General features: G+C 63.8%; 14 protein-coding genes. 5 read left to right on the plus strand and 9 right to left on the minus strand.

From position 1 onward, the window contains the following. Window positions 1–37 precede the first annotated feature (37 nt). From L1071_RS15320 to slmA, 3 genes are all read left to right on the plus strand, one after another. Window positions 38–1,450: a phosphomannomutase/phosphoglucomutase gene (locus tag L1071_RS15320; RefSeq protein WP_246976672.1), complete on the plus strand. Its 1,413-nt coding sequence runs from the start codon at window positions 38–40 to the stop codon at window positions 1,448–1,450. A 51-nt stretch (window positions 1,451–1,501) separates the two neighbouring features. Next, the gene (argB, locus tag L1071_RS15325) at window positions 1,502–2,422 is read left to right on the plus strand and encodes an acetylglutamate kinase (protein WP_246976675.1); all 921 of its coding nucleotides are present in this window, start codon (window positions 1,502–1,504) and stop codon (window positions 2,420–2,422) included. A gap of 105 nt (window positions 2,423–2,527) precedes the next feature. After that, window positions 2,528–3,145: a nucleoid occlusion factor SlmA gene (gene slmA, locus L1071_RS15330; RefSeq protein WP_246976678.1), complete on the plus strand. Its 618-nt coding sequence runs from the start codon at window positions 2,528–2,530 to the stop codon at window positions 3,143–3,145. 94 nt (window positions 3,146–3,239) lie between these two features. On the opposite strand, the gene rpoH is transcribed toward slmA, so the two are convergent. The 4 genes from rpoH to ftsY form a co-directional block, all read right to left on the minus strand. After that, window positions 3,240–4,106 (minus strand): RNA polymerase sigma factor RpoH, encoded by an 867-nt coding sequence (rpoH, locus tag L1071_RS15335; RefSeq protein WP_246976681.1) that lies wholly within the window; start codon window positions 4,104–4,106, stop codon window positions 3,240–3,242. Between the two features lie 153 nt (window positions 4,107–4,259). Further along, window positions 4,260–5,252 carry a permease-like cell division protein FtsX gene (gene ftsX / locus L1071_RS15340; RefSeq protein WP_246976684.1) on the minus strand — a complete coding sequence of 331 codons (993 nt, stop codon included), beginning with the start codon at window positions 5,250–5,252 and terminating at the stop codon, window positions 4,260–4,262. After that, the gene (ftsE, locus tag L1071_RS15345; RefSeq protein WP_246976687.1) at window positions 5,249–5,917 is read right to left on the minus strand and encodes a cell division ATP-binding protein FtsE; all 669 of its coding nucleotides are present in this window, start codon (window positions 5,915–5,917) and stop codon (window positions 5,249–5,251) included. The genes ftsX and ftsE overlap by 4 nt, the downstream gene beginning before the upstream one ends. Before the next feature lie 4 nt (window positions 5,918–5,921). After that, window positions 5,922–7,343 (minus strand): signal recognition particle-docking protein FtsY, encoded by a 1,422-nt coding sequence (gene ftsY, locus L1071_RS15350; RefSeq protein ID WP_246976690.1) that lies wholly within the window; start codon window positions 7,341–7,343, stop codon window positions 5,922–5,924. A gap of 136 nt (window positions 7,344–7,479) precedes the next feature. Here ftsY and rsmD point away from each other — a divergent pair, with 136 nt between their 5' ends. Then, entirely contained in the window at window positions 7,480–8,103 is a 624-nt protein-coding gene (gene rsmD / locus L1071_RS15355; RefSeq protein ID WP_246976744.1) for a 16S rRNA (guanine(966)-N(2))-methyltransferase RsmD, read from the plus strand. 123 nt (window positions 8,104–8,226) lie between these two features. Continuing rightward, window positions 8,227–8,436 (plus strand): cell division protein ZapB, encoded by a 210-nt coding sequence (locus L1071_RS15360; RefSeq protein ID WP_246976692.1) that lies wholly within the window; start codon window positions 8,227–8,229, stop codon window positions 8,434–8,436. 28 nt (window positions 8,437–8,464) lie between these two features. Here L1071_RS15360 and rimI read toward each other — a convergent pair whose 3' ends face one another. The 5 genes from rimI to L1071_RS15385 form a co-directional block, all read right to left on the minus strand. After that, complete coding sequence (gene rimI, locus L1071_RS15365; protein WP_246976694.1) at window positions 8,465–8,935, minus strand: ribosomal protein S18-alanine N-acetyltransferase; 471 nt, start codon at window positions 8,933–8,935, stop codon at window positions 8,465–8,467. Then, window positions 8,925–9,764: a hypothetical protein gene (locus tag L1071_RS15370; RefSeq protein WP_246976696.1), complete on the minus strand. Its 840-nt coding sequence runs from the start codon at window positions 9,762–9,764 to the stop codon at window positions 8,925–8,927. Before L1071_RS15370 ends, rimI begins: the two co-directional genes overlap by 11 nt. 1 nt (window position 9,765) lies before the next feature. Next, a complete protein-coding gene (locus L1071_RS15375; protein WP_246976698.1) occupies window positions 9,766–10,077 on the minus strand; it encodes a BolA family protein in 312 nt (103 codons plus the stop codon). 66 nt (window positions 10,078–10,143) lie between these two features. Next, the gene (locus L1071_RS15380) at window positions 10,144–11,523 is read right to left on the minus strand and encodes an MFS transporter (protein ID WP_246976749.1); all 1,380 of its coding nucleotides are present in this window, start codon (window positions 11,521–11,523) and stop codon (window positions 10,144–10,146) included. A 106-nt stretch (window positions 11,524–11,629) separates the two neighbouring features. Further along, window positions 11,630–12,016, minus strand: coding sequence for a hypothetical protein (locus tag L1071_RS15385; protein ID WP_246976700.1), 387 nt, complete (start codon window positions 12,014–12,016; stop codon window positions 11,630–11,632). Between the last annotated feature and the right edge of the window lie 131 nt (window positions 12,017–12,147).

Genomic DNA, 12,147 nt, shown 5'->3' on the forward strand with positions numbered 1-12,147 from the left:
TCACGGCCATATGGCCATCGACTCGAAGGGATTCACCATGAGCCAACAAGCTCCCAACACCTCCATCAGCGCGGCCATCTTCCGCGCCTATGACATTCGCGGCATCGTCGACGACAGCCTGACCGAGGAAGGCGTCGAGCTGATCGGGCGTGCCATCGGTGCCGAAGCCGCCAGCCGCGACGAAGCTACCGTGGTCGTCGCTCGCGACGGCCGCCACTCGGGCAAACGTCTTCAAGCGGCCCTGATCCGCGGCCTGCGCGGCGCGGGACGCGATGTCATCGACATCGGCATGGTGCCCACGCCGGTGCTCTACTTCGCCACGCACACGCTGGAAGGCACGAGCTCCGGCGTCATGGTCACGGGCAGCCACAACCCACCCGACTACAACGGCTTCAAGATCGTACTCGGCGGCGAAACGCTCTCCGGCGACGCCATCACTGCGCTTTATCAGCGTATCCAGGACGGTGCGCTCGGCGAGGGTGAAGGCAGCCTGCGTGAGATGGATGTGCGCGAGGCGTATCTCGAGCGCATCCTCGGCGATATCAGTCTGAGCGGGAAGATCAAGGCCGTGGTCGACTGCGGCAACGGCGTGGCTGGCGAACTCGGCCCGCAACTGATCGAGCGCCTGGGCGCCGAGATGACGCCGCTGTTCGCCGAGATCGACGGCGATTTCCCCAATCACCACCCCGATCCCGGCAAGCTGGAAAACCTCGAGGACTTGATCCGTACCGTCAAGGACACCGGCGCGGACATCGGCCTGGCCTTCGACGGCGACGGCGATCGTCTCGGCGTGGTCACGCCCAAGGGCGAGGTGATCTACCCTGACCGTCTGATGATGGCCTTCGCCGAGGACCTGCTGCAGCGTAGTCCCGGCGCACGCATCATTTTCGACGTCAAATGCACCGGCAACCTGGCTCAGGTGGTCGAGAAGGCCGGCGGCACACCGGAAATGTGGCGCACCGGGCACTCGCTGATCAAGGCGCGCATGAAGGAAACCGGCGCGGCGCTGGCTGGCGAAATGAGCGGCCATATCTTCTTCAAGGAACGCTGGTACGGCTTCGACGACGGCCTCTATGGCGCCGCCCGTCTGCTGGAGATCCTCTCGCGGCAACGTTCGACACAAGGGCTGGACGCCGACGCCTTCTTCGAACGCTTCCCGCAGGACCTCAGCACGCCGGAGCTCAATGCCAAGGTCAGCGACGAGAACAAGTTTGCAATCGTCGACAAGCTCGCTCGAGAAGGCGATTTCGGCGAGGATGGCGTAAAAACTACTCTCGACGGCATCCGGGTCGACTATGCCGACGGCTGGGGCCTGTGCCGCGCGTCCAACACCACGCCGATGCTGGTGCTGCGTTTCGAAGGCAAGACCGAGGAAGCCCTGACCCGCATTCAGGGCCAATTCCGCGACGCCCTCAAGCAGGTCGCCCCCGAGGCCGATCTCCCCTTCTGAGACTCGGCGGCCGGTGCCTTAACACTGGCCGCTTTCAAGGAGACAACATTCATGAATGAACACGCACGCGACCCGCGTCTAGTGGTCGAGATCCTGTCGGAGGCGCTGCCCTACATCCAGCGTTTCTCCGGCAAGACCGTGGTGGTGAAGTACGGCGGCAACGCCATGACCGAGGACACGCTGATCGACTCCTTCGCCCGCGACATGGTGCTGATGAAGGAAGTCGGCATCAATCCGGTGGTGGTGCATGGCGGCGGCCCGCAGATCGGTGACCTGCTCAAGCGCCTGAACATCGAGTCGCGCTTCGTCGGCGGCATGCGCGTCACCGATGCCGAAACCATGGACGTGGTCGAGATGGTCCTCGGTGGGCTGGTCAACAAGAGCATCGTCAACCTGATCAATCGTAGCGGCGGCAAGGCCATCGGCCTGACCGGCAAGGACGGCGCGCAGATCACCGCACGCCAGTTGCGCGTCGAACACCAGACCCCAGAGATGACCGCACCGGAGATCATCGATATCGGCCATGTCGGCGAGGTCGAGCACATCGCCACCGACCTCATCGAGATGCTCACCGCGCGCGATTTCATCCCCGTGATCGCGCCGATCGGCGTCGACGCCGAAGGCCACAGCTACAACATCAATGCCGATCTGGTTGCCGGCAAGGTCGCCGAGGCGCTGAACGCCGAGAAATTGATGCTGCTGACCAACGTCGCCGGTCTGATGAATGCCGAGGGCGAGGTCATGACGGGCCTTTCCACCGCTCAGGTGGACGCAATGATCGGCGATGGCACCATCCATGGCGGCATGCTGCCCAAGATTCGCTGCGCGCTGGATGCCGTCAAAGGCGGTGTGGCCAGCTCGCATATCATCGACGGTCGCGTACCGCACGCCACGCTACTCGAGATATTCACCAATGCCGGGGTCGGCACGCTGATCACCGACATCGCCAGCGACGAAGGCGCCACTGACTGACAATTCCCCTCGCACCCGGGACGGTGCGCCGCGATGCGCGACGATTTGTCGGCATCCCGGCAGCCCATTAGGATGGGCTAACACGATTCCAATAGAAGAAAATCGATGACGCAGGAAACACCTAAGCAAACTCGCCGGGAGCAGATCCTCCAGGCGCTGGCGCTGATGTTGCAGGAGGACAGCGGCAAGCGGATCACGACCGCCGCACTGGCCCGCCAGGTCGGCGTCAGCGAAGCCGCCCTCTATCGGCATTTCCCCAGCAAGGCGCGGATGTTCGAAGGGCTGATCGAATTCATAGAGGAGACGCTGTTCGAGCGCATCCGTCGCATTCTCGATGAGGAGCCGCAGGCACAAGCGCGCTGCCATCATATTCTGACCCTGCTGCTGGGCTTCGCCGAAAAGAACCCCGGCCTGTGCCGGCTGCTCGTTGGCGATGCCTTGACCGGCGAAACCGCGCGCTTACGCGTGCGCATGACGCAGCTCTTCGACCGCCTGGAAACTCAGCTCAAGCAGATCCTGCGCGAAGCCGAGATTCACGAAGGCTTGCGCACCACGCTAAAAGTCTCGGCCGCTGCCAACCTGCTGCTGGCCACTGCCGATGGCCGGATCACGCAATATGTGCGCAGCGACTTCCGGCGTCTTCCCACCGAGCACTGGGAAGATCAGTGGCAAATGCTCTCCGCTCGTCTGCTGGTCGCCACACCGCACCCCGCCCACGTATAGACGCCACAGACGACAATGCCCGGCGCATGGCCGGGCATTGTTGCTTTCGCGCGCAGGTCTTTTAGCGTCGACCTGGGCACTTTAGCACTCAAACTCAGGCGGCGAAGGCGTCGCCGAGCTGTTGCTTGATCTTCTTCATGGCGTTCTTCTCGAGCTGACGAATACGCTCGGCGGAGACACCGTACACATCGGCCAGCTCATGCAGCGTAGACTTGGATTCGGAAAGCCAACGACGCTTCAGGATATCCTGCGAGCGCTCATCGAGCTCACCCAGCGCCGACTGCAGGCGATGCGAGGAGTCTTCTTCCCAGTCCGCCGCTTCGAGCTGCGCGGCAGGATCGTAGCGCTCGTCGTCGAGGTAATGGACCGGCGCTTGATAGCCCTGGTCTTCATCTTCGGAAGGCGAGGCATCGTAGCCGGCATCGAACGCCGAGAGACGGCCTTCCATCTCACGCACCACCTGCGGCTTGACGTCGAGATCCTTGGCGATGGCATCGACTTCGTCGTTATTGAGCCATGCCAGGCGCTTCTTGGCGCCACGCAGGTTGAAGAACAGCTTGCGCTGGGCCTTGGTGGTGGCGATCTTCACGATGCGCCAGTTGCGCAGCACGTATTCGTGAATCTCGGCCTTGATCCAGTGCACGGCGAACGACACCAGGCGCACGCCCTGATTCGGGTCGAAACGTTTGACGGCCTTCATCAAGCCGACGTTGCCTTCTTGGATCAAATCAGCCTGGGGCAGGCCATAGCCGGAATAACTACGCGCAATGTGCACCACGAAGCGCAGATGCGACATGACCAGACGCCGCGCCGCTTCGAGATCGCCTTGGTCGTAAAGGCGGAAGCCCAGCTCGCGCTCCTCGTCGGAGGACAGCACAGCAATGCGATTGACGGCCTGAATGTAACCATTCAGGTCATGACCGGGAGAAAGATGACCCACGGGCTGAAGACTGTTGCTCATGCAGATGTCTCCATCGGTTGTTCACCCTGCGTGCGTGGCGTATCCAACATCCACGGCGGCACGGCAAAGGAATCATGTGCCTGATAGCACGGATGACCCATTAGAAGGCTAACTTGAACGAAAGTTCAATACATGCCATCAGGCTTGTCAAGCCTAGCGGGGTTTAATGTCGGCAAGATGACGGCCGACGGCTAACCAAGCACCCAGCCAGCCAAGCAGTGTACTACAAAAACATAGCAAAACCGATCCCCCGAAGCCTAGTCGCGGCAACGTAAAGTGCGCCCCGTAGCTTTCGGCCAAGGCGGTGACCGGCGCCGACAACCAATGGCCGCCCAGTACCAGCAATATGATCGCCAGCACGCCGCCGCCCAAGCCGTACCAGGCACCGCTATACAGAAACGGGCGGCGTACGAACGCATGGGTGGCCCCGATCAGCGTCACCACCTCGATCTCCTGACGACGACTCTCCACCGCCAGGCGAATGGTATTGCCAACTACCAGCAGCACGCCCAACCCGAACAGCCCCGCCAGCGCCAGGGCCAGACGCTGACCCAACTCGGCCAGACGCCGCAGGCGCTCCAGCCAGGCAAGATCGACGCGCGCCTCATCGACGCCGTCGACCGCCTCGAGATTGCTCGCCAGCACACGCACAGAATCGGGATCGGTATCGGCCGGGGTAACCACCACCGCTGCGGGCAGCGGGTTGTCTTCCAGCGAGGCCAGCGCATCCTCGAGCCCCACGCCCTGCTGGAATTCGGCCAGACCTTCGGCGGCGGTCACCAGCCGCGCTCCCGCCACGGGTGCCTGATCGCGCAGTCGCGCGGCGACGTCCATCGCCGCGCGCTCATCGAGGCGCGTGTCGAGATAGACGGTCACGGTCGCGCTTTCGTCGAGTTCGGCATCCAGCAGTCGGGCGCTGTCCAGCGCCAGCCACAACCCACTGGGCAGCACCAGAGCAATGGCGATCGCCAGCATGGTCAACAGACTGCTCAGCGGGCGCTTGGCGAGCCGCTGAGCACTATCGAGCCACATCGCGCGATGATGACGCAGCCATGCCCGCGTGCGGCTTTCCAGCCCTACCTGCGAGGCTCGGGCGCCACGCCGCGCGGGGCGCTGGCTTTCCGAAGACGTCGTGCGCCGCGTCATGTCGCCTCCTCGTCGCCGACCAATCGGCCTTCGCGCAGCCGCAGAACCCGGTGCCGCAGGCGCGTGATCAGCGCCAGGTCGTGGCTGGCGACCATCACCGTGGTACCGATACGGTTGAAGTCCTCGAACAAGCGCATGATATCGGTGGAGAGCTGCGGATCGAGGTTACCAGTGGGCTCGTCAGCGAGCAGCAACGACGGCTTGTTGACCACCGCCCGGGCGATGCCGATGCGTTGGCGCTCACCGCTGGAGAGTTCGATGGGCAGCGCCGTTTCCCGGTACAGCAGCCCAACCTTGTCCAGTGCAGCCCGCACGCGACGCGCCGACTCGCGGGGCTCCACGCCCTGAATCTCCAACGGCAACGCCACATTGGCGAAAACGCTGCGATCGAACAGCAGTTGGTGATCCTGGAAGACCACGCCGATCTGGCGGCGGTAATAGGGAATCTGGCTGAGATGAAAGCGGTCGAGGTCGTGGCCGGCCACCAGTACGCGGCCGCGAGAGGGCTTTTCCAGGCGCATGACCAAGCGCAGCAACGAGCTCTTGCCGGCGCCCGAGTGACCGGTGAGGAACAACATTTCGCCCCGCCCCACCCGGAAGTTGATATCGGCGAGGGCCTCGGAGCGCCCGCCGTAACGTTTGCCGACATGCTCGAAGACGATCATACCGCTACGCGTCTCCGCCCGTGTCGCGTTCGAACAGCGCGGAGACGAAATCCTCGGCGGCGAACGGCCGCAAGTCATCAAGGGTCTCGCCCACGCCGATAAAACGGATCGGTGTGCCCAGCTGCTTGGCCAGGGCGAAGATGATGCCACCCTTGGCGGTGCCGTCGAGCTTGGTCAAGGTGATGCCGGTCACCGGCACCGCCTCGTTGAAGGTGGAGGCTTGAGAAAGGGCGTTCTGGCCCGTCCCCGCATCCAGCACCAGCATCACCTCGTGCGGAGCCTGCTCGTCGAGCTTGGCCATGACGCGACGTACCTTCTTGAGCTCTTCCATCAGGTGGCTCTTGTTATGCAGGCGCCCGGCGGTATCCGCGATCAATACGTCGACACCGCGCGCCTTGGCGGCGGAGAGCGCATCGTAGATGACCGAAGCGCTATCGGCGCCGGTGTGCTGCGCAACGACCGGCACCTGATTGCGATCGCCCCATACCTTGAGCTGCTCCACCGCCGCCGCGCGGAAGGTATCACCCGCCGCCAGCATCACGCTGCGTCCCTCGTTCTGGAAACGCTGCGTCAGCTTGCCGATGGTAGTGGTCTTGCCGACGCCATTGACGCCGACCATCAGAATCACGAACGGCCCTTCGCCCTTGGGCGGCAACGTCAGCGGCTGGGCAACCGGGTCGAGTAGATCCTGGAGTTCTTCCTGCAAGGCGGAGTAAAGCGCCTGCGGCTCCTTCAATTCCTTGCGCGAGACGCGCTCAGTCAGGCGGTCGATGATTTCGGTGGTCGCCTCGATACCCACATCCGCCATCAGCAGTTGGGTCTCGAGATCCTCCATCAACTCATCGTCGATCTGTTTCTTGCCCAGAAACAGACCCGCCAGACCTTCGGTGAAATTGGCACGTGTCTTGCCGAGCCCCGACTTGATGCGCGCGAACCAATTCTTCTTCTTGGGACGCTCCTGAGGTTGCGCCACGCTGGCCGGCTCGTCGATCTGCGTCGCTGTGTCGGGCTCGGGCTCGGGCTCGGGCTCGGGCTCGGGCTCGGGCTCGGCAATCGTCGCCGGCTCGGCAGCCGCCTGGGAAGACGCTGGCGGCATCTCGTCATCGGGGGCGACGTCCTCGGCGAGGGCCTCGGCATTGGGATCGAGCGGACGAGCATCGCCCATGGCGCCATCGCGGGGCGTTACCTCGGGGTCGTCCAGTGCTTCGCGCGCGGCCTGGGTTTCGTACGGCTCGGGGACAACCTCGGTCGCTTCGGCCGAATCGGGGTCGACCGTTCCGACGGCGCGGCGCGCCTCATCGTCGGTCGCTTCCTCGTGGCCAGTATCGCCCTCTTCATTGTCGAGCGCCGCCGCGTCTTCTTGCGACTCATCGACATCCTGGGCGGGAGACTCTTGCTTCTTCTTGCGCTTTAAAAAACCGAACATGGGCGTGATCTACGTCTACGCGGACGACGCGCGCCACGCTCCCCGCGACACGGCGGAGAAGACGCCCGGCGTCCTGAAGTGTCTGAATCGCCACATCCTATCACTGTGCGGCGGGTGGCGGTACAATCCGCCGATCATGAATCGACGTCGCTCCTCCTCCGCCAAGCGCCCTGCCCGTGGCACGCGTCGCGCCTCGCCGTCACGCGCCAACGGGCGCTTACGCCTCATCGGCGGCGACTACCGTCGCCGACAGCTGCCCGTGCTCGAGCGCCCCGGGCTACGCCCCACGCCGGACCGCATCCGCGAGACGCTGTTCAACTGGCTAGCCTTCGAGCTCACCGGCGCGCAGGTTCTGGACTTATACGCCGGCACCGGCGCGCTAGGGCTGGAGGCTCTCTCGCGTGGCGCCGCTCAGGCCTTTTTCGTGGAGACCGACAGCGATGTCGCCGCCAGCCTGAGCGCCAATATCGCCACGCTGAACGCCAACGGCCAGGTGCATCGCCAAACCGCCATGGCGTTTCTCGCTGGCCCCGTCACACCCTTCGACATCGTCTTTCTCGATCCCCCTTTCCGCCAGGGCCACGCCGCCGACGCCTGCCAGGCCTTGGAGGAACACGGTTGGCTAAGTGAGGAGGCGTTGATCTATCTGGAAATAGAGCACGAGTGCGAGCCTCGGGTGCCCGCTAACTGGCAACTACATCGCGAGGTGCGCGCCGGCGATGGCATCGGGCGTCTTTATCGTCGCCAGCGCGCTGCCTGACGTCCTGTCGGGGCCAGGAGACGCTTGTCGCGCGCGCGCCGCGCGCGTACGCTAGCCGCCAACGGCTCGGCAAGATTCGTCCGTGCCACTCGCATCGCCTCATCCACCGTGTAGGAGAAGTCCATGAGCCTCGAACTTTTCAACCAGCTCGAGCAGAAGGTGCAGAACGCTGTCGAGACCATCGAGATGCTGAAAATGGAGGCGGAAGAGCTGCGCGAGGAGAATACGCGCCTCAAGCAGGAGCGTGATGAATGGGAACGCCGTCTTAACGGACTGCTAGGCAAGTTCCAGGATATCGAAAACGACGCCAGCGATAACTCGCAAAACCAGTAACTACAGATAACTACAGACGGGAGCGCCGTCAGTCGACCGCTCGCACCGCGAGCGGCCTCGACATCAGGATGGCCGCTTCGCGGACGCCTCCCCTCGCTTCGGCGGGGGAATAGTAACCTCGTCGACGCCCATCCTCGTCGAAACCGTATCGACGGTACAACGCCAGGGCAGGCGCGTTGCTCTCGCGTACTTCAAGCAGTAAGCGCTCGGCGCCGCGTTGCCGAGCGCGCGTCACGAGATGCGCAAGTAATATGCCTGCCACGCCCTGACGGCGCACCTGGGGCGCCACGGTGATCGCTTGCAGCTCGGCCTCGAAGGGCAGCCAGGCAAGCACCGCATGCCCCAGTAGTGTCGCGTCACGCCACGCACCCCAGACGTCCAGGGTGTCGTCGGCGAGTGCCCGCGCGAGGGTCGCCCGCTTCCAAGGATGTACCTGCCCTGCTGCTTCGAGCGCCTCCAGGGCATCCAGATGTGCGGGCGTCAGCCGCTCAAGACGCATCGTCGTGGCCGGCCCAGGCTTCGCGCCACGCCGTAAGTTGCGGCCACAAGGCACGCTTGGCGGCGGCGGATGACTTGAGTGTCGCCAGCGCCGGTAGCGTCCAACAAGGTAGGTCCAGGGTCTCGCTGCGGGCTTCTTCGAGAGCCAGCACTTCATTCAGAGAGGCATCCTGGCCGAACACCACCAGACGTTCAGGCCGCCAGCCACGTCGTGCCTGGCCGGCGAGATAAGCACGCAGGCCGTCGCGCGCATCGTCCAGAGGCGCCGTCGTCATCGGCGCGTTGTCGACGAGCGGCCATTGAAAACTGCGGAACTCGAGCGCCGCGTCCACGGCGATGCCGGCCACGCGCAACAAATTGCCCAGCAGTTCGAGCGCTGTGCGGTCAGGCACCGTCGCCTCGGGCACCAGCAACAACCAGCGCCCTTCCAAGGCCGCGACTTGCAGATCATAGCGCAGCGCCGCTTGGGTCTCGGTCTCGCCAACGTCAGCGGCCGGCGCCGCCGGCTCGGCGGCAACCTCCGGCGTCGAAGACGACGACTCGGTGGGCGCATCGCCCAGCAGCAATGCGCGCGCCGACCCACTCGAGGCCGGCTTGCCAGTATCTCGCGATGGCGTCGCCCCCGATGATGTCTCCCCCGTCGACGGCGCCCTTACCGTATCGTCGAGCAGCGCTTGCAAGCGCGCACCATGGCTCGTCGGCGCTTCGGCGGGCGGCGTTTCCCATTCACACGCGGGGGTGGGCAGCGCATTGGGCAGCCGATAACGGCTGGTCCAGGCGCCAAGCCCCATAGCCTCGAGATATTGCAACCGCTGGACGTCGCCTACCATGTCAGTGTGCGTCGCCGCCTCGGCAGTTGGGAGAATCCGGACGTGCCGCGTCACGCTGGTGCCATTCTTCGGGGGTATAGAGGTGCAAAGCCAAGGCGTGCACCGGGCCGGAAAGCTCGTCGGCGAGCAACGCGTAGACCTGCTGATGGCGTTTGACCGGCATCAGCCCTGCGAAGCGCTCGGCAACCAACGTCACCTTGAAGTGCGTTTCGGAGTCCAGCGGCACATGATGCATGTGGCTTTCGTTCTCGACCGCCGCGTGCTCGGGGTCGAGTGACTGCAGCTTTTCTTCGATACGTGCCTGAACACTCATGACACCTTCCTCCTTTGTCGGATACGCGTCATTGTAACGTTTCCCGCGTTGGGGAATAAGCATCGCTCACGCTTCGGCGCGCGCCAGTGGAATCCGCCAAACGCTGAGCGCCAACGCTACCACCACACTGGCACAACCCAGCCATAGTGCATATGACAGCGACCCCCAGGAAAACGCCAGCATCAGCCCCACAGAGGCGGTTCCCAAGGCCTGGCCGAAGGTCCGTACCGAGGCCAAGACGCCCGAGGCGTTGGCGCTGTAGGTCAACGTCACGCTGCCGATCATCTCGCGATTGTTGGGCGCCTGGAACAGCCCATAGCCGACCCCGCATAATACCGCCCGCCAGGCGACCGACACGCCACCGGAGTCGGCCGTCAAGGTCACCAGGCTCAGCATTCCCAGCAGGAAAATCCCCAGACCGAGCGACGAAATCAGCGTTGGATTGAAGCGGTCGGCGAGCCGCCCCGAGAGCGGCCCCACCAGCATCAACGCCAGCGGCCAGGGAGTGAATAGCAGCGCAGCCTCGAGCGGCGTCGCGCCCATCACCGTCTGAAACATGAACGGCAGCCCCACGAAGGTGATTCCTTGGGCGACGAAGGCCATCAACGAGATCATCGCGGCAATGCTAAAGCGCGTGGCACGAAACATGGGCAGCGGCACCAATGGCGCACTCGCGCGACGTTGACGCCACACGAACAGCACCAGGCACAGCACGCTGAGCACCAACGGCAACCAGGCACTGATGCCGCGCGCACCGTGGCCGATATGATCGAGCGAAAACACGAAACCGCTGAGCATCGCGGCCGACAGCAAAGCTCCCAGCCAATCGAATCCCCGCGACTCGATGGTCTCGCTGGGTAGCGCGCGAATCCCCAGGATCAAGGCCAACAGCCCCAGCGGCAGGTTGATGGCGAACAACCACGGCCAACTCGCGAAATGCAGGATGATGCCGCCCAACGAGGGACCGAAAGCGATACCGAAGGCCACCACCAGAGCGCCCATGCCGATTGCCGAGCCCAGCAGACGCGAGGGAAAGATCAAGCGGTACATGGAGGGGCCAATGCTCAACATCGCCGCAGCGCCGATGCCTTGCAGCATGCGCGATGCCACCAGCCACTCGAAACTGCGCGACAGCGCACAACACAACGAGGCCAGCACGAACAGCGCCAGACCGCCCAAGTACAGGCGTCGCCGTCCAATAAGCCGGCTCAGAGCGGCAAACCCCAACAACAGGGCCGCGCACACCAGCTGATAGACGTTGGTGATCCACACCACGCGTGACTCGCTCACCGACAGCTCTTGCGCCAGGGTGGGCAAGGCGATATTGACGATGCCGTTATCGAGCACCGACATTAGCGTCCCCAGCACCATCACCAACATCGCCAGGCGGCGCTGGGGGCCGGGCAAGCCTTCATCGCCAGGGCGTGTCACGAAAAGGCGCCGCATCAGCACGTCGCCACGCCTTTGCTTATCACCGACGCTCTCGTCTCACGACACACCGGCGACTCAATAGTCGCCGCGTACCGGTTCTCTACACTGCTCACCGAACGCGTCAATCCTCTTCGGTTTCGAGCAGCAGCCCATCGTCGATCTCGGAAATCTCAAGCGGCACTTCATCATCGAGATCCAACGCCAGATAGCTGTGTTCGACGACGAGGAACTGCTCGAACAGCGCCCAGTCGAGCGGTTCTGGCCACTGGCGCACGTCTTCTTCCCAAGCGCTCAACTCGTTCTCGAGCAGATCGAGGTGGCGCTCACGCACGTAGGCGGCCAGCACCTCGGGCGAATCCATTTCCGGGATCAGGTAGACGGTGCTTTCCCGCTCGACATCGTCGAGGGTCAGATCGTCCTCACCGACGGTGGGCTCCAGCGAGTTGATCCAGTCAACGAACGCTTGGGTCGGCTTGACGCTCAGCGCGGAGCGGTTAAGCAGTTTCATCGGGATTCTCCTGGACAGACGGGACGCGACGCTAAAACGCCGCCATTATGGGCGCTCGAAGCGCCCCTTACCAACAATTTCCGCCCCGGCCGAACAGCCCCGCCATGGGCGCTTCTCGCCCATCCATGCGA

It is taken from the genome of Chromohalobacter sarecensis, assembly GCF_023061135.1.
In the GTDB taxonomy this organism is placed as follows: Bacteria; Pseudomonadota; Gammaproteobacteria; order Pseudomonadales; family Halomonadaceae; genus Chromohalobacter; species Chromohalobacter sarecensis.